Source organism: Providencia sp. PROV200, from assembly GCF_049901995.1.
Classification (GTDB): domain Bacteria; phylum Pseudomonadota; class Gammaproteobacteria; order Enterobacterales; family Enterobacteriaceae; genus Providencia; species Providencia rettgeri_E.
Genome location: NZ_CP096307.1, coordinates 1,969,745 through 1,991,444, shown reverse-complemented (window position 1 = coordinate 1,991,444; position 21,700 = coordinate 1,969,745). Strand labels below are relative to the sequence as shown.

The 21,700-nt window shown below is 39.3% G+C and carries 18 protein-coding genes; 6 read left to right on the top strand and 12 right to left on the bottom strand.

Annotated features, from left to right (window positions below):
* The first annotated feature begins 63 nt into the window (after positions 1–63).
* Genes minC through minE form a run of 3 tightly spaced genes read left to right on the top strand, consistent with a single transcriptional unit; the run spans position 64 to position 1,892 of the window.
* The gene (gene minC, locus M1E86_RS09155; protein WP_125894816.1) at positions 64–765 is read left to right on the top strand and encodes a septum site-determining protein MinC; all 702 of its coding nucleotides are present in this window, start codon (positions 64–66) and stop codon (positions 763–765) included.
* Between the two features lie 23 nt (positions 766–788).
* On the top strand, positions 789–1,604 hold the full coding sequence (minD, locus tag M1E86_RS09150) for a septum site-determining protein MinD (RefSeq protein WP_125894818.1): 816 nt from the start codon (positions 789–791) through the stop codon (positions 1,602–1,604).
* A gap of 3 nt (positions 1,605–1,607) precedes the next feature.
* Positions 1,608–1,892, top strand: a complete 285-nt coding sequence (gene minE / locus M1E86_RS09145) for a cell division topological specificity factor MinE (protein ID WP_125894820.1) — start codon at positions 1,608–1,610, stop codon at positions 1,890–1,892.
* Positions 1,893–1,979: 87 nt separating this feature from the next.
* On the opposite strand, the gene M1E86_RS09140 is transcribed toward minE, so the two are convergent.
* The 9 genes from M1E86_RS09140 to M1E86_RS09100 all read right to left on the bottom strand — a co-directional run bounded on the left by M1E86_RS09140 (position 1,980) and on the right by M1E86_RS09100 (position 15,377).
* On the bottom strand, positions 1,980–2,744 hold the full coding sequence (locus M1E86_RS09140) for a TonB family protein (protein WP_213912775.1): 765 nt from the start codon (positions 2,742–2,744) through the stop codon (positions 1,980–1,982).
* Between the two features lie 65 nt (positions 2,745–2,809).
* On the bottom strand, positions 2,810–5,809 hold the full coding sequence (locus tag M1E86_RS09135) for a TonB-dependent receptor domain-containing protein (RefSeq protein WP_213912776.1): 3,000 nt from the start codon (positions 5,807–5,809) through the stop codon (positions 2,810–2,812).
* An 18-nt stretch (positions 5,810–5,827) separates the two neighbouring features.
* On the bottom strand, positions 5,828–7,240 hold the full coding sequence (locus M1E86_RS09130; protein ID WP_213912777.1) for a surface lipoprotein assembly modifier: 1,413 nt from the start codon (positions 7,238–7,240) through the stop codon (positions 5,828–5,830).
* A gap of 87 nt (positions 7,241–7,327) precedes the next feature.
* Positions 7,328–8,071, bottom strand: coding sequence for a Slam-dependent surface lipoprotein (locus M1E86_RS09125; protein WP_213912778.1), 744 nt, complete (start codon positions 8,069–8,071; stop codon positions 7,328–7,330).
* Positions 8,072–8,498: 427 nt separating this feature from the next.
* Positions 8,499–9,620, bottom strand: a complete 1,122-nt coding sequence (rnd, locus tag M1E86_RS09120; protein WP_213912846.1) for a ribonuclease D — start codon at positions 9,618–9,620, stop codon at positions 8,499–8,501.
* An 85-nt stretch (positions 9,621–9,705) separates the two neighbouring features.
* Positions 9,706–11,394 (bottom strand): long-chain-fatty-acid--CoA ligase FadD, encoded by a 1,689-nt coding sequence (gene fadD, locus M1E86_RS09115; RefSeq protein ID WP_125894832.1) that lies wholly within the window; start codon positions 11,392–11,394, stop codon positions 9,706–9,708.
* Positions 11,395–11,824: 430 nt separating this feature from the next.
* Positions 11,825–12,421: a Slp family lipoprotein gene (locus M1E86_RS09110; RefSeq protein ID WP_426099349.1), complete on the bottom strand. Its 597-nt coding sequence runs from the start codon at positions 12,419–12,421 to the stop codon at positions 11,825–11,827.
* A gap of 234 nt (positions 12,422–12,655) precedes the next feature.
* Positions 12,656–13,357 (bottom strand): tRNA (adenosine(37)-N6)-threonylcarbamoyltransferase complex dimerization subunit type 1 TsaB, encoded by a 702-nt coding sequence (tsaB, locus tag M1E86_RS09105; protein WP_213912779.1) that lies wholly within the window; start codon positions 13,355–13,357, stop codon positions 12,656–12,658.
* A gap of 94 nt (positions 13,358–13,451) precedes the next feature.
* A complete protein-coding gene (locus M1E86_RS09100; RefSeq protein WP_213912780.1) occupies positions 13,452–15,377 on the bottom strand; it encodes an ATP-dependent DNA helicase in 1,926 nt (641 codons plus the stop codon).
* A gap of 151 nt (positions 15,378–15,528) precedes the next feature.
* Between M1E86_RS09100 and M1E86_RS09095 the strand changes: the two genes are divergently transcribed.
* The gene (locus tag M1E86_RS09095; protein WP_110591678.1) at positions 15,529–15,876 is read left to right on the top strand and encodes a RidA family protein; all 348 of its coding nucleotides are present in this window, start codon (positions 15,529–15,531) and stop codon (positions 15,874–15,876) included.
* A gap of 536 nt (positions 15,877–16,412) precedes the next feature.
* Here M1E86_RS09095 and mdtI read toward each other — a convergent pair.
* Positions 16,413–16,745 (bottom strand): multidrug/spermidine efflux SMR transporter subunit MdtI, encoded by a 333-nt coding sequence (mdtI, locus tag M1E86_RS09090; protein ID WP_125894841.1) that lies wholly within the window; start codon positions 16,743–16,745, stop codon positions 16,413–16,415.
* Position 16,746: 1 nt separating this feature from the next.
* The gene (gene mdtJ, locus M1E86_RS09085) at positions 16,747–17,175 is read right to left on the bottom strand and encodes a multidrug/spermidine efflux SMR transporter subunit MdtJ (protein WP_125894843.1); all 429 of its coding nucleotides are present in this window, start codon (positions 17,173–17,175) and stop codon (positions 16,747–16,749) included.
* 634 nt (positions 17,176–17,809) lie between these two features.
* Between mdtJ and pdxK the strand changes: the two genes are divergently transcribed.
* On the top strand, positions 17,810–18,658 hold the full coding sequence (pdxK, locus tag M1E86_RS09080) for a pyridoxine/pyridoxal/pyridoxamine kinase (RefSeq protein WP_125894845.1): 849 nt from the start codon (positions 17,810–17,812) through the stop codon (positions 18,656–18,658).
* Between the two features lie 103 nt (positions 18,659–18,761).
* Here pdxK and zwf read toward each other — a convergent pair whose 3' ends face one another.
* Entirely contained in the window at positions 18,762–20,237 is a 1,476-nt protein-coding gene (gene zwf / locus M1E86_RS09075) for a glucose-6-phosphate dehydrogenase (RefSeq protein WP_125894847.1), read from the bottom strand.
* Between the two features lie 472 nt (positions 20,238–20,709).
* Here zwf and M1E86_RS09070 point away from each other — a divergent pair, with 472 nt between their 5' ends.
* A complete protein-coding gene (locus tag M1E86_RS09070; RefSeq protein ID WP_213912781.1) occupies positions 20,710–21,555 on the top strand; it encodes a MurR/RpiR family transcriptional regulator in 846 nt (281 codons plus the stop codon).
* The last annotated feature ends 145 nt before the right edge of the window (positions 21,556–21,700 follow it).

Sequence of the window (21,700 nt, the reverse complement as noted above, 5' to 3'; positions counted from 1 at the left end):
GTTTTACAGAATATCTTCACCCGAGGATTGTTTCGGAAATTTTAATTTGCTGAGTCTGGATAGATGCCACAATCGCCAATAGAACTTAAAGGCAGCAGTTTTACTCTTTCAGTAATTCACTTATACAGTGAAGAGCCTAAACTCATCAAAAAAGCGCTGCAAGATAAAGTAAATCAGGCTCCTGATTTCTTTAAGAATGCCCCTGTCGTGATTAACATTGCTGAATTATCCCCAAATGCCGATTTACAGAGTATTCATAAATCTGTTATTTCTGCGGGATTGCGTATTGTTGGGGTCAGTGGATGTACTGACCCACAGATACGGAAAAAAGTAAACGATGCGGGTTTACCGATTTTAAATGAAGGTAAAAGTCAAAAGCCTGTTGAAATTCAGCCTGAACCTCAGACTGCGACAGTTCAGGCTGAACCTTTATATCGTAAAACTCGTATTATCAATACCCCTGTTCGTTCTGGGCAACGTATTTATGCACCAAATAGTGATCTGATCGTCACAAGCAATGTTAGTGCAGGTGCAGAACTATTAGCAGATGGTAATATTCATATTTATGGCGTGATGCGAGGCCGTGCATTAGCTGGAGCCTCTGGTGATATTGAAAGTCAGATTTATTGTACTCATTTGCAAGCTGAACTGGTCTCAATTGCAGGTGAATATTGGCTGAGCGATCAAATCCCTGCTGAATTTCTCGCCAAAGCAGCTAAACTTTGTTTAGTTGATAATAAACTTAACATCGAATATTTAAATTAGACCTTATTTACAAGGAATTATTCATGGCACGCATAATTGTAGTGACTTCAGGTAAAGGTGGCGTTGGTAAAACCACTTCAAGCGCGGCCATAGCTACTGGCCTGGCACAAAAAGGGAACAAAACGGTAGTGATCGATTTTGATATCGGCCTACGTAACCTTGACCTTATCATGGGGTGTGAACGTCGAGTAGTCTATGACTTCGTAAACGTTATTCAAGGTGATGCAACCCTTAATCAGGCTTTAATTAAAGATAAGCGCACCGAGAATTTATTTATTTTACCCGCTTCACAAACGCGCGATAAAGACGCATTAACGCGTGAAGGCGTTGGCAAAATTCTTGATGAATTGAGTGACGACCTTGGTTTTGATTTTATTGTTTGTGATTCCCCTGCCGGCATTGAAAGTGGTGCCTTAATGGCACTCTATTTTGCTGATGAAGCCATTATTACAACCAATCCAGAAGTTTCTTCCGTTCGTGACTCTGACCGTATTTTAGGTATTTTAGCGTCAAAATCACGTCGTGCAGAAAAAGGCGATACGCCAATTAAAGAACACTTATTATTAACACGCTATAACCCCGGTCGTGTAACGCGCGGCGATATGCTAAGCATGGAAGATGTTCTGGAAATTCTATGTATTCCTTTGATTGGTGTAATTCCTGAAGACCAATCTGTACTGCGCTCCTCTAACCAAGGTGAGCCGGTCATTTTGGATACAGAATCTGATGCAGGCCAAGCCTATGATGATTGTGTTGCGCGTATTTTAGGTGAAGATCGCCCTATCCGTTTCATTGAAGAAGAGAAAAAAGGTTTCTTAAAACGCCTATTTGGGGGGTAAATAATGGCTTTATTGGATTTCTTTCTGTCGAGAAAAAAAACGACAGCGAATATCGCAAAAGAGCGATTACAAATCATCGTCGCTGAACGTCGCCGTGGTGATAGTGAGCCCCCATATCTTGCTGATATGAAACGCGATATTTTGCAAGTTATCTGTAAATATGTGCAAATTGACCCTGAAATGTTGTCATTGCAATTTGAACAAAAAGACGATGATATTTCTGTTTTGGAATTAAATGTCACACTTCCTGAAGGTGATGAAATTAAAACCACGACAGCAGAAAAATAATTCGCAAAGAAGCCGCTATACATTATGGCGGCTTGCTTTTTACTACGTAATTTACCCTGATTAATCAGAGTTATGTTTTTAATCTCTTTATAGCTCAAATTTAATTTCCAACGTGTGCTGTTTTCTTAGACCTTCCGGTGGCACTCCCACAGAGCGGCTCTTTAGTGTTGCAGCTAACGCGGCTTCGTCCAGTTGAACATGCATAGAAGACTTTGCAATACTCACCTTTGTGATCTCCCCCAATGGCGTAAGCGTAAAATTCACCAGAACCGTTCCTTGAACATTGGTATTTCTCGCTTTTCTTGGGTAACGTTTATGTCGTTCAATTTCACTACGTAATTTGTCAATATAACTTTGGTAGTTTGAATCTGTTGCGTTTCCTACCGAGGCCGTTCTTTGTGCTCCCGCTTGGCCTGCTGCATAAGATTGGCTATCGTTTTTACCTACACGCTGTTCTTGTTTTACATCATCACTTTTTTGTTCCTGTTCTTTCTGCTTAATCACTTTTTTATTTGGTTGTTTTTGTTCTTTTTTCTCGATAATTTTTTTTTGTTTTTCTGACACTTTATTTTCATCACTATGCGTATTTTTTTTATTAGCAACTTTAATTACAGCATTTTCATTTTGTTGTGACTCTGCAAGTAAGCCTCCCGCTAGCTTATTATCTAATGTGACGTCATTTGTTTGTTTTTCAATTACATTTTGTGTCAATGCAACAGAGACGATATCCGCATATATTGGTGTGTAAATTTGTGCAGAACGTGTTTTCTCTATATTTAAACAATAAAAAACGATGCCGAAATGAAATAATAAAGAAACCATCACAGCAAGATTAAAACGTAGAGTAATCATTTTAATATCCCTAACAACCCTTCGCCAATACCAAAATACAGCGGCATCAGCGAAGGGGATCCCTTTTAGAAGCGACTTGTTACATTGAAACGTATAGTCCTACCCGGTGCAGGCATCATACTGCGGGTTAATGGGTCTATATAATATTCATCAAATAAATTGGTGGCTAATAATTCAAATGATAGGTCTTTATTAAACTGATAATTAACATAAGCATCACCGGTAAACACGGCATTCCAACTCATCGGGTCATTGTTTAATGGTGCATACTGGTACGGGTATTTGTCCATCATTTCCGCCTCATCTTCATTTTTTGCCTTGCTGTGATAACGCAAACGACTCCCCACTTCTAAACGTTCATCTAAGAAGCGCAAACCTAGGTTGGCATGGATGCTGTACTTAGGTTGCAATTGAGTCCGCAAATAGCCGCCAGGGAAGCCTGCTGTTGTACACTCTGAGCCACCAAATTTGTTATAGGGATCCATTACCATCAATGACACTTCATCACAAACTTCATTTTTTAAGCGGTAATCTACCCCTAAGTCACCAAATACCCAGCCATTATCATAACGTGCCAATAGTTCCAAACCGGCCGTGTTATGTTTATCAACCTGCGTAAAGACTAACCTATCGTTCCTATCAAAGGCATTTGTGACTACTGTGTTGTAGTAATTTATGCGTAAGTCAGCATGATTTTCTGCCGCAACGAGATCTTGGAAATTACGCACATATCCCAGTTCTATCGTGTGGCTGCGTTCTGGCAAATAAACCGGTGGTGTGTAATTCGGCTCTCTTCCCCCCGAAAAACCAATAGTGTCTTCAAAGATACTTGGCATCCTAACGGTTTCTAAATAACGCCCAAATATTCGATCGTTCTCTGTTAAGTAAATTGTTGCCCCTAATGCCGGAGCCCAAGCTGATTCTTCATTTCTTTTTGGCGCTTTAAATTTTTGGTCGTTTGTGAACATCAATTCATCATTTGTGCTATTTGTTACCCTTATTTTTTTTGCTATTAATCCTGTTACGGGGTCTATAGCCTCTTCATTTAAGTCAATTTCGCCATTATAGAATGGATTATTTTTACGTATAAACCTATTATTTTCATCAACTTTCCATTCTGTTGTGTGGTTCTGCTCAAAAATTCTATACTCTCGTTTTTTTCCTCCTGGAGTTACTATTTTCCCCATTCTTATAGTAGAAGAAGGCATTGACAGTGCTTTTTCAACTAACCGAGTCCGAGCATATAAATTATTTTTTAAATCATTAAACGTTCGCCCTTTATCATCCACATATTTTTGTACTAATTGATACTCTTCTGAAGTTAATATACGAGACAAGCTATATTTTTTAGCTATTATATGGCTATATGGTGCATAATTTATATCTTTAGCCGCAATGCGTCTCTCTTTTAATAAATCCCTTGACCAGTAGCTAATATATTGAGCCCCCGCATTCAGACTTAACCAATCAGTAGGCTGCCAATCAAAGCGAATAGTCCCATTATATTCTCGACGCTTACCTTCCCTTGGGATAGCTCGGAACATGTTACCCTTTGGGCTAGAATCCGAATTAAAGATATCTTCACGGCTACCAATAGTTTCATCAATTAAGCTCCCCATTAACGTTACTTTAAATTCAGGTGTAATTTGAAATTTATTGGATAATGAAACACCATAGCGATCGTTTAGTTGGTTTAATTTAATCCCATCAACTAAGGTGCCATTGATAGTAGGATTTTTAGCTACATTTTTATCTCGACCAAATTCATAATTCCAATCCCTTTCCACTGGTTCCCTAGGTTGGCCACCTGCGGTATTTGAGTTTAAATTAGTTTTTGTCAACCAATAGCCTAATCGAAAGTCAATCCAACCAATGGACTCAGGTTTGAACGAATAATTGGCGTAAAAAGTATTTAACGCCAAGTTAGCTAAAGGCCATTGTGGAATTTTTCCCTCTAAATCATGATAACGAATTTGCGATGGCATGATTTCGCCATAATGACTTGATGTATGCATATAACCAAGGGATAAGTCCTGTGAATTAGGTAGCATTAAATTTAATTTAGCTAACCATGTCGACATTTCATTTGATGTATTCGCCACCTCTTTATTTGGCCCATAAATCCTAGCTACGAAAGGCATATATGGGTCTATCGCTTTATTTGGGTTATTAGGGTCATAAGTAATGATGTCGTCATAAAATTTACCCGCCCCTCGGCGCCCAGCAAAATAATTACCTTGGTTGCGATAGCTGTATGCTAGCATCAAATCAAACTTTTCTTGCCGTGTCCCAACGGCAATACGCGCTGCGTTATCTTGCAGATTAAAAAAATTAGCATTACCTTTACTACGAGGATCAACAAGCATTTCGTGATCTTTAAAATAAATCCCACGAAACTTCTGCATGTCTAACGTATTCAATAGCCGCTTATCATCACGGTAATCTATACCGTGGCTTAATTGATTAACCCTCGGTTTTGTCGAGTTACTCGATGTTTCTAATTTAATATCAAAACCAAATTTTTCATATTTATCCACAACGTCATCAATGCCTAGCGTTGTTATAGCAACTCCTCCCCCCGTCGATGTACGCACATTGCGGTCTAGTGTTGCACTTTTCATTACCTTAATGCTACTAATCATATTCGGGTCGATATAGTTACGATTATTCGCGCCATTATAACCACGCCAAACAGTGATAGCTTGCTCTGTACCATCTACAGTCACCGGGACACGCCCTTGCCCCTGAATCCCTCGTACATTGGGGTCTATTGCCCCGCTATTACGGGCGTCACCACTATATACCCCTACTGCATGGTTAATGGTGTCTGCGGGGTTAGTGCCTTTATAACGATCAATTTCTTCTTTACTAATATAAATATTTGATTCGTCTTTATCATATTGGTCATCCGCCCCTTTTCTATCACGCTCTTTGATAGTTGTTGCTTTATCATTAACTACAATAGAGCCAATATTTGCACTTTGTTGTCCATAGACTAAATTTGCAATACTACCAATAGATAACCCTGTCGCGATATTAATGGCTATCACTGTTTTGATTTTCATTATCTGTTCCGGTGAAAATTAAAATTTCTTGGTGAAATTGACACCGACTTCACTTTGCTTAAAAGAATAAATAATATCTGCCGTACTCTTATTCACTTGGCTATTAAAATAAATAGAAGGTGTAAAAGTTAATATTTTATTTTTATCAAACGTTAATTGGCTATTTAAATACCCATTATGATCTTTTCTTTTTACATTCAAAAATGCATCAAACCGTTTAAAGTTTGTTTGCTTATAACCTATTGCAATAAGTAGGTCACACAGTTCGGTTACTTTTAAAAAACCAGCTCTAACCCCATACTGTGCATAGCTATCACTATCGTATTGTTTTTTCCTGTTGGCTCCATAAAAACTGCCAAAAACCATTAATCGAGGGTTTATTAAATAGGTACCAGTAACTGAATAAACCCATTTATCGCCGTTATTAAAACTATACTTATAAGGGTAAGTTTTATTTTTATATTCAATATTACCTAACAAGGTTACCCGATGATTTAACGTGTATTCTGTCGCTATTTTTCCTCCTAGGCTTAAATTATAGTATTGGTTATCGTGCCATTTAGCCTCAAGGGTGGGCTGTATATGGAACGTTGTATTCGCATTATCGAATTGATACCCCCCAGTAACATATATATTTGTTTTTCTGACCGTGACTGTTTTCATTGGCTCCACCCCAACCATACCTAACGACAGTACTGCTGAGTGGTTTCCTACTAGAGGAAAACGCTTTGATAAGCTAGTATAATAATGCCACTTTCCACCAGCGATAGACTGGTTACTACTATTCATACATTTACTTCGAAAACAGTACATCTCACGGTTATTTGATGCTTCATTTAAATTAAAATCATAACTTGAGCCTAACTTAATCGTACCTTGCCAACGATTTTTATTTTCTAAATCTATTATTTTACTTTTAATAAATTCAGTTAATCGAATTGATATTCTTCCTTTATATCTTGTTTTTATACTTTGATATATTGACAATGCTGATTCATAATGCTTAACATAAATCAGTGCTTGTGCAAGTTTTAACTCAACCAACAACATATTAGGCTTGTGAATCAAAATTTCATTATATAGGCTAATTGCTAAATCATACTGTTTATTTAACATTGCCTTCTCAGAATGAATGTATTTAACCAATCCTTTATCGTGGTCTTTGTGGTTAACGTAATTATCAATAATTCCATTTATTTCATCGAAATCTTTCTTCTGAATGAGATCATAAAGAATAAAACCAAGTTCGTCGATATTTTTTTCACTATATTTAACATTATTTATTCCCAATTGATATTTTTTGTTACTAAAATCCTTTAAATCACCGATAACCTCTCTTTTTAACTCTTGAGCTGACAATACCGAAGGGAGAGGAAAAATTAATAATAAACTCAAATATATTAAATGTGTTTTTTTATTAAAAAATAACATGATTAGGCTACCATTTTAATGACAAAAATAAAAAAGTAGACAAAATCACTTTTGCCTACTTTTTTTAGCTAATTATATGTTCAGTAATTATTCGTCTTTCTGGCCACCAAATGCCGTGTCTAACTCACGGTTATTCTCATAAGAGAGAATACCCGCCACGTGTTCAGCATTATCACCAAAGAGTTGCCCCATACTGTCACCATGGTGTGTTCCATTGGCAATGGCAGTACCGCTAAATTTACCGTCTTCTTTAATATCACCCGCCATGGAGTGGCTATTCGTTCCTTCTAATGAACCTGTATATGATTTATCTGTAAAATCAGCATTAAACCAACCCGTCTGTTTTGCTTCACCTGCAAATTGGTTAATACCCGCTATAGTATAAGTCGCTTGGCCACTGGTTGGCACTTCTGTCGTTGCATTCTCACCGGAGAAATAAACCGTGTGCATTGCGTCATCGGCTTCCCCAGTTTGTGACCAATCACCGAAATATACCTCGGCATCTGCAACCTGGCTAAATTGGAACTTACCCATTCCACCATGCGGGCTACCACCACTTTCCAAAACATACACGTTGTCAGGTTTTTGCGTGACTAAGTTTTTTAAACCAGAGAACGAAATTGTCTTTCCATTTCTCATAAAGCGAGAACCGATACCCGGTGCGCCAATACTACCACCGTGTGGCCCCATGGTTGATTGGGTTTTATCAACAATAATATTTGTTTCATTATCTACGTAACTTAAGCTTTGCGCTGATTCCGTTTCTGCCATAACACCAACAGAAAATATAGACAAAGATACCGCGACTGTAATTAGTGATAATTTTTTCATTTATTCATCCTCTTAAATAGAAGTTTGAATTAGGTTGGTTTATTAAAGAAACACATTAAATAAAAGATTATTCTTTCCTTTAATGTTCGATATTGAGTATATGCAAATGATTTTTATTTACAAATGAGAGAAATATAATTCAATTTTTTATTATTAGACCATAAAAATAAAATAACCTTTTATTTTTTAATTGGTTAATTAAAAACCCTGTAATAAGTGATTTTATTTATTACTTTTTATATTAAGAATTAGTTTAATTTTTAAGACTAACTACAGCTTTTAATTAAAAACAAATAAACATATTTAAAAACAAATAAGATATATGTTTTTATAAGCTTATTGAATGAATAATGGAGATAAAGATAAATAAAATAGACTCAGGTATTTAAATTAGGTACAAGAAGCACTCTTCTTGTACCTGAATACATTATATGTTCGCTAATAACTTTGTGATGGGCTCTGCAAGTAACCGCCCTCTCCAGCCCGCCAATAGCTCAGGTGGCGTTGTAGACGATTTTAGCCCCCAATGAATAGACAATAACTGGTTGATTTGCCGCCTAGAAGCCAATAGTTCTGCATTAAACTTTTCATTTTCAGCAATATCCTTGACCACCGCTTTAATTTCTTTAAATACACTTTTGTATTGGCTCTGTTCAGTAATATTCGCTACAGGAGCCGGGTATTCGCTCTCATCCAATTGTTTAGCTTGCTCAACAATTGATAATAAGCGCTTACCATGACAACGAATTTCTTGCCCCGTTAAACCAAGCGCATCGAGTTCACCGAGAGAGCTCGGTAGATAACGAGCCACCTTCCACAGGTGCTCTTCTTTTACCACAAAATTAACCGCCATATCGCGGGCTTTTGCTTGATTCAAACGCCATTGGGCTAATAATTGCAAACAAGCGAGCTGTTCATCACGTAGCTGCCATGCATTATGAATATTCATGTACGCTTTTTCTGGCTTTAACGCTTTTTGCCGACGGGCCACAACACGTTGACACTCATCTTTAGCATCTTCCAAATAGCCCGCTTCAGTCACTTTTTCCATCAAAACTTCAGCTAATGGTAGTAAATACAGCACATCAGCAGCGGCATAATCACATTGTTTTTCACTCAGTGGACGCGCGAGCCAGTCTGTCCGTGATTCACTTTTATCTAGTTCAATGCCTAAATGCTCAGCAACCAATGACGCAAAGCCACAAGAAATGGGGTAACCCAAAAATGCCGCCACAACTTGCGTGTCGATCATCGGCTCAGGAACACAATCAAAATCATGCATGAACACTTCAAGGTCTTCACTCCCCGCATGTAAAAATTTAAGTTGCTCAGGATTAGTTAGAAGTGCTTTGAACGGGCTAAAATCCGTCATTAATAATGGGTCAATTAACGAAACTTGCTTTCCATCATATAGCTGTAGCAACCCTAGTTGTGGGTAATATGTTCGGGTACGAACAAACTCGGTATCCAAAGCGAGCCATGGTGCATTACTCGCCTCTTGGCATACTTGGGCTAATTCGCTATCTGTAGTTACTAAACGATAATTCAAAACAAGTTTCTCTTTTTTTATTTTCATCACAATGACGCCGGCTAAAACCGGCGTCATCTATTCATAGTTTAAAACTAAACCACAATCATACTTGTGATTTTTCTCTTTGCAATTTTTCTTCATCACGTAGGTCTTTACGCAGAATTTTACCCACATTAGATTTCGGTAATTCATCACGGAATTCAAATATCTTAGGGACTTTATACGCGGTTAATGAACGACGGCAAAAGGTTTTTAACTCATCACCGGTTAAATTCGCATTTTTCGTTACAACAAAGACTTTAACAGCTTCGCCGGTACTTTCACTTGGTACGCCAATTGCAGCACACTCTATAACATCAGGATGTGCAGAAATAACATCTTCGATTTCATTGGGATAGACGTTAAAGCCCGAAACGATAATCATATCTTTTTTACGATCAACAATGCGGATATACCCTTCGCTATCTATTTCAGCGATATCCCCCGTTGCTAACCAGCCATCCACTATCGTATCAGCGGTGGAGTCAGGCCGGTTCCAATAGCCTTTCATGACTTGAGGGCCCTTGACCCACATTTCACCGGGCTCACCATTAGCAACTTCATTGCCTTCATCATCAAGAAATTTAACATCTGTAGACGGAACAGGTAAACCAATGCTTCCACTATAACTGGTTAAAGTATAAGGATTACCTGTTACTAGTGGTGCACATTCTGTTAGCCCATACCCTTCGAGCAAATGTTTCCCTGTCAGCTTCTGCCATTTTTCTGCAACGGCTTTTTGCACAGGCATACCGCCGCCAACGGAAAGGCGTAAACGTGAAAAATCCAATTTTTTGAACTCTTCATTATGTAGCCATGCATTAAATAAGGTGTTAACCCCCGTAATTGAAGTAACGGGATAACGTCCTAATTGTTTTACAGTATCGGGGACGTCTCTAGGGTTGGTAATCAATAAATTGACGCCCCCTACCGTGATAAACAGTAAGCAGTTTACTGTCAATGCAAAAACGTGATACAGCGGTAACGCCGTGACAACAAATTCGGCGCCAAATTTCAATACAGGCCCGTAAGCGGCTCTTGCCTGCTCTATATTTGCTAACATGTTGCGATGAGTTAACATCGCCCCTTTAGCAACACCCGTCGTTCCACCCGTATATTGCAAAAAGGCCAAGTCATCGCCAGTGATATTCGGTTTAATATATTGCATACGATAGCCATAATGCATCGCACGGCGAAAGGAGATGGCGTCTGGTAAGTTATATTTAGGGACTAAGCGTTTTACATATTTGACAACAAAATCAACAATTGTTGCTTTAGGCCTTGAAAGCTGGTCACCCATCCGAGTTAAAATGACGTGTTTCACTTTGGTATTGAAAACAATTTTTTCCAGTGTATGCGCAAAATTCGACACAATCACAATCGCGGTTGCACCGCTATCATTTAATTGATGCTCTAATTCTCTCGGGGTATAGAGTGGGTTAACGTTTACGACAACCATACCTGCTCGTAATATCCCAAACAAGGCTATCGGATATTGTAATAGGTTTGGCATCATTAACGCGACACGGTCCCCTTTTTTAAGGCCAAGTCCATTTTGTAAGTAGGCAGCAAAAGCACGGCTTCTCTCTTCAAGTTTCCGATAAGTCATCACCGCGCCCATGTTAATGAATGCAGGTTGATCGGCAAATTGAGAGACCGCATTTTCAAGTAACTCTGCTAGAGAAGCGAAGCTATCAGGATTGATTTCTTCCGGCACATCCGCAGGGTAATTTTTTAGCCAGATTTTTTCCAAAATGTTACTCCTGAATTTAGTGAAGTTATTATACTCAACATCTCTTTTAACAAATTATTAACTCAGCGTACCAGTTTGAAAAACAGACAATGTCAAGGTTGAGAGGTCTATCACTAAATAAATTTTGTTCCTTCAAGAAAAAACTAGGCGGACTAAGCCGCCTAGTTTGTCTTAAATTAGTTAAACAGATGTAAATCTGTACAAGATAGCGCAATTATACATGATGTTACGTGATTTTAGGAGTGATTATCTAGCCACTTAAGAAGGGATTTAGCCTATTACGTTAACCGAAGTCACTTTTATTGGAATTAAATTTTACTTAATGTTTTTATTGCATACTTTTATCTATTAACGCTTATTTGGATATTCTTTTTGTGCTAATAAAAAGACCCTGTTATAAGCAGGGCCTTTAGAGAAAATATGGTAAGCGTTATTCCGTTAAATAAGTTTGTACGGGGACTGGCCCTCCAGGGTAACCATATCCATAACCCCATGGGTGATGATAAAAGTACGGGTCACCGTAATAGCCATAACCCCAAGGGCCAGACGGAGGGAGCATGACGCTTTGTGCGACATTCCAGCGTTGGAAACCAGTGACATCTAACGTGACATATTTATAAGGAACTTGCCCTACTTTCCCTTGCTGTTCTCCAGTGATTTTCCCCACGACAGTGATATAACGGTTAGTAAAATCACTTGGTTCACGGAAACCATTTAGGTAAGCGTAAATGCGCCCAATAGACGGTGCATTAAGTTCTGGTGCTGCATCATATTTATTTAATGCCATCACCGCAATTTCTAAACGTGTTCTTGTAGTTTCATTTTCAACGGCAAGGACTTTCCCACCAAAACGCGCTTCCTGACCTATATACATTTCAGGTGCATTTTGTACAGATGCTAAGTTGTCTGTTGGGTTTGGAACCGAACCTTGAATTGAAGCTGGTATAGAAACACACCCTGTTAGTGCTAATACGCTTGCAACAAAAAGGCCTTTAAGTGCATTACGGCAGTTTAATTCAATATTCATAGACCACCTCCGATTAGCTATATTATAAATTCAGGTAATACAGATTTAAATAACATTTAGCAAACAAAAACACGATATGTTAAAAATCGCCATAATAGTTCTATTACTACCTAATAATACCTGAAATTATTAAATGATTCGATTTGTATTTTTATTAATCAATATTTGATGAGTTTAATATGAATTATTGGTTATATCGCGTGATATAACCAATTCAACTTCACTTTCTGTGTTTTATTCACGGCCAGGCAATTTTTTCCATGTCACCTCATTACGTAAATAAGTCGGTTCGACATTTTCAACAGCAACCACTTTTCCCAGCTTCCACAATTGGGCAGCAATAGGTAACATATCTTGTGCATCCGGCAGCGTAATATGACTATTAGTTAATGTAACTGGCGCTTTATCCAGCAATGAAGGATAAGCTTCCCATCCGGTGCCTGCATAACCCCACAGCCCTGAAAGTTTAGTAAATTTACTTGTAAAATCATCGGGAAGTAGAACCGCCTCACTGTCTTCACCTAACCATTGACCTTCAGCTGTTCGCTGATATTGAGCACAATAAATTTCTGACATACGTGCATCAATAGCCACTAACACCTGTTTATGCCCCGCAATACGAAAAGCGCCCTCAGCAAGTGTCATCAAAGAGGAGACGCCAATCATGGGCAAATTAGCCCCTAATGCTAGCCCTTGTGCGATCCCAACACCAATACGAACACCCGTGAAACTGCCAGGACCACGCCCGAAAGCCAATGCATCTAACTGGCTCAACCCCATTCCTGCCTCTGCAAGAACGTCCTCAACCATTGGTAAAACTTTTTGTGTGTGCTCCCGAGGAGAAATAGCAAAACGCGAAATAATATCACCATCACACCAAAGTGCGACTGAACAGGCTTCTGTTGCTGTATCAACAGCAAGAATACGACTCGACATGCCTAAACTCCGGCAAATTAATAGTTTTTGATTAAAAGATGCCGTTTATATTAGCACAAACGACTGTAGGAATAGCAGAAAAACAAGATGGGATTTAGCTTGCTTTATCGGCTTCCTTCCTTTTTTCTTCAAGGAATGCAATTGCTTTTTGTATACTTCTTGTCCGCGGTGATGGCGGAAGACTACGTAAAAAAACTTCACCATAAGGACGAGTGACTAAACGGTTATCACAGATAACGATGACACCATAGTCACTGGTATCACGAATTAACCGCCCCACACCTTGCTTTAAAGTAATAACGGCATCGGGTAATTGGACATCAGAGAAAGGATCTCCACCTCGTAATTCACAATCTTCGATGCGGGCTCTTAATAATGGGTCATCTGGGGCCGTAAATGGGAGTTTATCGATAATGACACAAGTGAGTTCATCCCCTCGCACATCAACCCCTTCCCAGAAACTACTCGTCGCGACTAACACGGCATTCCCCGCTGAAATAAACTGAGACAATAGTTTATTTTTACTACTTTCCCCCTGCATTAAGACCGGCAATGTCAATGAAGATTTAAATTCTTCCGCCAATTCGCGCATCATCAGATGTGAGGTACATAAAAAGAAGCAGCGCCCCTGATTTTTTTCAATCATAGGTCGTAGCATTGTTGCCAATTTTTGTGCTAAACCTCGTTGATTGGGTTCGGGTAAAAAACGGGGAACGCATAATAAAGTTTGGCTTTGATAATCAAATGGACTGGCTAATAATAACGTTTTTGCAGTAACTAAACCTAAACGGTCAGTGAAATGGCTTAGTTTCTCATTTACTGACAACGTCGCTGATGTAAATACCCAACTGGCCGGCGTACTTGCAATCATTTCACTGAATTTATCTGCAACCGTTAAGGGGGTTAGTGCCAATAAAAAATGGCGACCATAACTTTCAAACCAATAGCTGTAACCCGCAATTGTCACATCTTTTAAACGGTTTAAACGATTTCGGTATATTGTGACGCGCTCAAAAATAGAGTCTAAGCTCTGTGAGCGACCTAACGTGGTTTTGATCACTTCGTAACAAAGTTCAAGGGAATCATCAAGTAGCGTCAACGCCCTTTGTACTTCAGGACGTTTCAGTAAGTCACGTAGATTGCCACGAAAACTGTTTTCACCCAAATTGAGCCGAAAGTCTAACGTGCTTTGCGTGAGTCTATCGGCACTTTTTTGCAACTGAACTTGGTCTTTTAGCTCTGTTCGATAGGCCATAATCATATCGCGCGCTAGATCCAGCAATTGGCGACTACTCAGTTGCTGGCCAAAATATTGGCTGGCTATATCCGGGATTTGGTGCGCTTCATCAAAAATCATGACTTCTGCTTGGGGGATTAACTCGCCAAACCCCGTGTCTTTTACCACTCGATCAGCCATAAATAAGTGATGATTCACAACAACAATATCCGCTTCTAATGCTTTGCGTCGTGCTTTTAAAACAAAACAATCTTGATAACGCGGACAATCACTGCCAAGACAATTATCATTCGTGCTGGTTACCAACGGCCAAACCGGGCTATCTTCAGCGATATCATGGCAAGTACTTGTATCACCTAGCTCAGATTCAATGGACCAACTGCGTAGCCTCACAACAGCAGACAATATTTCCGGCTCAAGACTACCACCACCGAGGGATTGTTGGTCTAATCGCTCTAGACATAAATAATTTGAGCGCCCCTTTAACAAGGCTGCCCGCCCAGTGTAATTCATGGCCTCAATAATTGTTGGTAAGTCCCGGTGATACAGCTGATCTTGTAAGGCCTTTGAGCCCGTTGAAACAATAACTTTTTTTCCACTGCGTAATGCAGGAACTAAATATGCATAAGTTTTTCCTGTTCCAGTACCGGCTTCCGCCACCAGCACATGCTGCTGCTCAATCGACTCAGTTACTGCGTTTGACATAGTAACTTGTGCTTCTCGAGGCTGGAAACCGGGAATTGTTCTAGCTAAAAAGCCATCTGCAGAAAAATCGTCGTGCACTACAAGACCTATTTGTGAGTGATAATGAGGGCACACACTTTACCATGAGTTTATTAACCCTGCTGAGGTAATTATTGTTTCGTTGAACAACTGATTTTCATCCCGCCTACAAGCTGTTATTCTTGAGCTACATGTATAATAAGGAATAATTATGACTATCAAACGCATTGACCCAGATAATCGTTGGTCTGAAGCTGTTATTCACAATAATGTAATTTACTACACCAGTGTTCCTGAAAACCTTGATGCTGACATTGTTGCCCAAACAGCAAACACGCTTGCAGCGATTGATGTCATGCTTGAGCGTGTTGGCTCAGACAAAAGTAAAATCCTTGATGCGACTATTTTTCTCGCTGATAAAGCCGATTTTGCAGGTATGAACCAAGCATGGGATGCATGGGTTGTTGCTGGAAGTGCGCCTGTCCGTTGTACTGTCCAAGCATTACTGATGAAACCTGAATATAAAGTTGAAATTAAGGTTGTTGCTGCAATTGATTGACTAGGCACATTTTAACTTAATGAAAATGGGCGCCAATTATGAGCGCCCATTTTATTTTGAATAGCTATAATTTGAGAATATAGCCAATTACACTAGTATTTGACTAGGGTTAACAAATGCAGCCAACAACGCGACAGTGCAAAATAGGTTTCCCATTCATGCTCTAAATAGTTTGCAATGTCGCTAGGCGGCAAGTGAGTTAATCCCTTGGAGCATACATAAGTATGTGACTAGGGTTAACGAATGCAGCCAACAACGCGACAGTGCAAAATAGGTTTCCCATTCATGCTCTAAATAGTTTGCAATGTCGCTAGGCGGCAAGTGAGTTAATCCCTTGGAGCATACACTAGTATGTGACTAAGGTTAACAAATGCAGCCAACAACGCGACAGTGCAAAATAGGTTTCCCATTCATGCTCTAAATAGTTTGCAATGTCGCTAGGCGGCAAGTGAGTTAATCCCTTGGAGCATACATAAGTATGTGACTAGGGTTAACGAATGCAGCCAACAACGCGACAGTGCAAAATATGACGAGCATTACGACATCTTGATGAGAACCATGCCTAGTAGCAATAACACAATTCCCCCCCAACCTTTATAATTTAACCGTTGATTAAAAAGTATCCAACCTGCTGCTACTGTCGCGATAATCCCGAATGCTCCCCATAATGCATAAGCAATTGAAAGTTCGATCCCTTTTACTGCTTGCGCTAGAGCACTGAAGGCGCCGAGTACCGCAACTAGTGAAAGAATACCAATCCAATATCGTTTAAACCCATTAGACATTTTTAACAAAATGTTAGCGGCGATTTCTAATATGACTGCTAGGATCAAAAACGCAGCATGCCACCATTCAAAATGACTGGCCATATTACGCCTCCGACTTAGCTTCGCGTCCAACTAAAGCATTTGTTTTGGCAGCATTGACCGCGTTTTGTGTAACTTGTTTTACTTTCTGTGCAGATTGACGAACAGTGACCTTTTTGGTGCCTGATTTAATCAGTCCAATACCGGTGATCAGTAATACTAATCCACCGATTTTCATTGGCGACAGCGTTTCACCAAACCACATGACACTAAATGTCGTGATAAAAAGGATACCGATACCTTCCCATAGTGCATAGGCGACACCCAGTGCCACTTTTTTAACTGCAATAGCAAGTAAAATATACGATGTTGCTATCATGACATACATCACCACCATACCAGTGAAATCACCACTTACACTCGCATGTTTCATTGATAGGGTGCCGATAACTTCGGTTATGATAGCTAATACTAAAAATATCCAGTAAATCATTATAATATCTCTCTATGTACAGCCGCGTAATAGCCTATTTTTTGTACAAACAGCAAATACAGATTACTATCGAGCGGTTGTTAAAAATTCAAATAAATAACAATGTGTTGCTGAGTTTATTCAGCGAAATGAATAATCGAGAGAGACGCTATAATGCACCACACCAGTAGTGTTCACTGGAAAGGATAGCTGAAAGGAAAAGCCTGTGTGTTGTTCTTTTTTGGGACTTGCTGATCTTGCCGCTAGTTGAGCTAAGCATGATATCTTATTCTTTTCATCAGGTAGACATCTACCCAATTTACTCCGAACCCTCATGTAGATAGTTAATTTCAGCTTATTTTTAGCATGCCATTTTTATTAAGTCAATGAATATAAACATTTTTTATATTGAATAGAAATATGCATAATTATTCATCAATATGCTAATTAACCCTTGGTTTATCTGCTATTACACGAATAAGCAAGCGTCAATAATAAATTTTTCAGTGGAATTATTTCATAAAAAAAACGCTTTTTACCACTTTTTATACTCTCATCACGCCTTAGATATTCTATTCGATTTTTAACATTGACAACCTGATTGAACAAGCTTCTTATAGTAGCTATATGATTGCAACATGCCGAAGAGAGAGCCATGAACACCTTTAGCCTTACCTCCAATAGTTTCCAAAATGCCGCAGATGCCACGCCACTGCCTTATGATGTTGTATCCATTCAGTCACAAGTTATTTATGGCAGTGTTGGAAATAGCATTGCCGTCCCCGCGCTAACAAAACAAGGTTTACGTGTTGCTGCAGTACCGACTGTCGTACTTAGCAATACGCCTCATTATGCAACTTGCTATGGCGGTGAGTTACCTGGAGAATGGTTTCGTGGTTATTTAAACGGCTTTGTTGAACGTGGTAGCTTAGATTCAGTGAGAGCTATTTTGACTGGCTATCTAGGCTCCCCAGAGAAAGCCCAGGACTTAGCTAACTGGTTAACTCTAGTCCGTAAAGAACGAACAGCACTACCGGTTATTGTTGACCCTGTCATGGGTGATGAAGATAGTGGTTTTTATATTCCACCCGAAATTGCCGAAGTTTACCGTGATAAAGTTATTCCTTTAGCCACAGGGATTATTCCAAACAAGTTCGAACTCATGACTTTAAGTGGTAAACAAGTCAACAACTTGGATGATGCCACCGCCGCAGCTCGTAGCTTATTGCAGGGAAATACACAGTGGGTAATCATCACGAGCGCTTTCCAGCCTGATGACGATAATATTGAAGTGGTTTGTGTTACCAAAGATAACGTGGCCGTGATCCGCCATAAACGTTACCCTGTCACTCCCAAAGGAACGGGGGATTTATTTGGTGCAGAACTCACCGCCCAGTTATTAGCGGGGCTATCCGTTCCTGATGCCGCTAAAATGGCATGTTTACGCATCGAACAAGCAATTATTCATATGGCAGCGACAGGACGTAGTGAACTGATCCTTTAGTTCACTATGTAATAAAGATAAAAATATCGTAAACATAGAAAAATGGCGGGTCATCCCGCCATTTAAATCGATACGCTAAATAATATTTTATGTATTGATAATATTATTCAAACTCATTCCATGAGCGGCCATCACGTGCAATCATCGCGACAGATGCAATCGGCCCCCAAGTTCCTGCTTGATATGGCTTAGGCGCTTCATTGTCCATTGCCCATGCATCGATAATAGAATCAACAAATTTCCATGCTTCTTCTACTTCATCACGGCGAACAAACAATGCTTGAATGCCACGCATGGCTTCAAGTAATAAACGCTCATAAGCATCAGCAAGGTGAGTTTGATTGAAAGTTTCAGAGAAACTTAAATCCAGTTTAGTAGTTTGTAAACGGTGTTTATGATCAAGGCCTGGTGCCTTATTCATAATTTCAATATCAATCCCTTCATCAGGCTGCAAACGAATAGTTAATTTATTCTGAGGCAGGTCTTTATAACTTTCAGAGAAAATATTCAGCGCAGGTTTTTTAAAATAAACCACAACTTCTGAACATTTAGCAGGTAGGCGTTTCCCCGTACGCAAATAGAAAGGTACACCGGCCCAACGCCAATCATCAATATCAACACGCAAAGCAACGAATGACTCGGTCATACTTTGCTTATTTGCACCCTCTTCTTCTAAATATCCAGGCACTTTTTTGCCTTGAACAAAACCAGAGGTATATTGCCCACGCACAGCTTTTTCACGCACATTGGTATGATCAATACGACGTAAAGAACGCAAGACTTTCACTTTTTCATCACGAATACGGTCAGTGGTTAAGTCTGCCGGTGGCGACATGGCAATCATCGTTAAGATCTGCAACAAGTGATTTTGTACCATATCACGCATTTGGCCAGCTTGGTCGAAATACCCCCAACGACCTTCGATTCCCACTTCTTCTGCAACCGTGATTTGGACATGATCGATAGTACGGTTATCCCAGTTATTGATAAATAACGAGTTTGCAAAACGTAATGCGAGTAAGTTTAAAACGGTTTCTTTACCCAGATAGTGGTCAATGCGATAGACTTGGCTTTCATCAAAATACTTGGCCACTTCATTATTTATTTCTTGTGACGATGCTAAATCCGTTCCCAATGGTTTTTCCATGACAACACGATTTGGCTTTTTATTTAATTTAGCATGGCCTAAGCCCTGACACATAGCACCAAAAGTACTCGGTGGCATTGCAAAGTAATGGATGGCAGGTTGTGCATCTTGTTTTAACATTTCAGCTAAACGCACAAAACTTTCAGTCTCGTTAACGTCTAAGTTACAAAAATCCAAGCGCGCGCTCAGTTTTTCCCATAAGGCTGAATCGAGATCTTCTTTTAAGAACTTCTCTAACGCTTCTTTGACAAAGTGGACATAATCATCTTGACTCCATTCAGCACGGCCAACGCCAATAATACGCGTATCAGGGTGAATGTAACCTGCTTTCTCTAATTGATAAAGCGATGGCAGCAGCTTACGACGAGCGAGGTCTCCCTTGGTGCCAAAAATAATTAAGTCACAAGCTTGAGCAGCATTATGTACCGCCATATTGGTTCTCCTCAATTTGCGGAATGTAAGACCTAACTAGGATAGGCCTTATTGTAATTTTGTTAAAATTAGCCCTAATTCCGCTAATGTACCCTGTTGCTAGTGCCCAGTAAATGTTCATGATACTGATCACAGTTTTTATGATGAAAAAAACAACACACTGACTATTTAATCTTATGTTACACACTGAATAATTTTTAGTGTATTAAAAAGATGCGATTTAACTGAATGGAGACAGCTTTCGTAAAAAAATAACAAAATAAGTAGGATGTTTACTAATCTGAAAATTAGATACGGGTCAAAGTTTCACAAAAAGCTGCTATCTATCACCTGTATTCAGATAGCTTACCTACCATACATAGTATATTTTCACTCTTTATTACAGCATCACAGTAAGAAATTTAAAATCAACAACAGGATAACGTGATGACTCAAAAATTTCTCCTTTCGATGAAATAGGCGCTTTTGCTATATGAATATTTTAGAACAAATGAAAACAAGTCTCGATTTTTTAAGTAAATCAGAAAAAAAGGTGGCTGAAGTCATTCTAAGTATGCCACAAAATGCCATTCATCTCAGCATCGCTACTCTAGCGCAACTAGCCGATGTTAGTGAACCAACAGTAAACCGATTTTGTCGAAAAATGGATACGAAAGGATTCCCTGATTTCAAATTACGATTAGCACAAAATTTAGCCACTGGTACGCCTTACATAAACCGCCATATAGAAGAGACCGATACAGTAAATACCTATACTTACAAGATTTTTGAATCTGCTATGGCGGGGTTAGATAATGTAAAACACACACTGGATATTGGGGTAATTAATCGTGCTGTCGATTTATTAACTCAAGCTCGGAAAATCAGTTTTTTTGGCTTTGGTGCTTCCGCGGCCGTCGCTCACGACGCAATGAATAAATTTTTTCGTTTTAATATTCCTGTCATATACTTCGATGATATTGTCATGCAGCGTATGAGCTGCATCAATAGTACTGAAGGAGACGTTATTGTGCTCATTTCCCATACGGGAAGAACCAAAGCATTAGTTGACATGGCACGTTTAGCTCGAGAAAACGACGCTACTGTCATCGCAATTACCTCAGAAAACTCACCACTCTCCCTAGCCGCTTCCTTATCTATTATTATTGATGTTCCTGAGGATACGGATATCTATATGCCAATGGTATCAAGAATGGCCCAGCTCGCCGTAATTGATGTATTAACTACAGGTTTTACGTTAAGAAGAGGCGAAAAATTTAGAGATAACTTGAAGCGCGTCAAAGAAGCATTACGTGATTCGCGGTTTGATAGCATCTAAAGACAATAAATTGGCAGGTTTAATGCTTTTCTTTGCTTTCAGGCTTTAATAGTTTTGCAGACCTGATAGCATTAAGAAATTGGCTGTATATAATAGCTGTGCTCGTGTCAGCATCCCTATTTGCAGTAAACAGGTTTCGAAATGG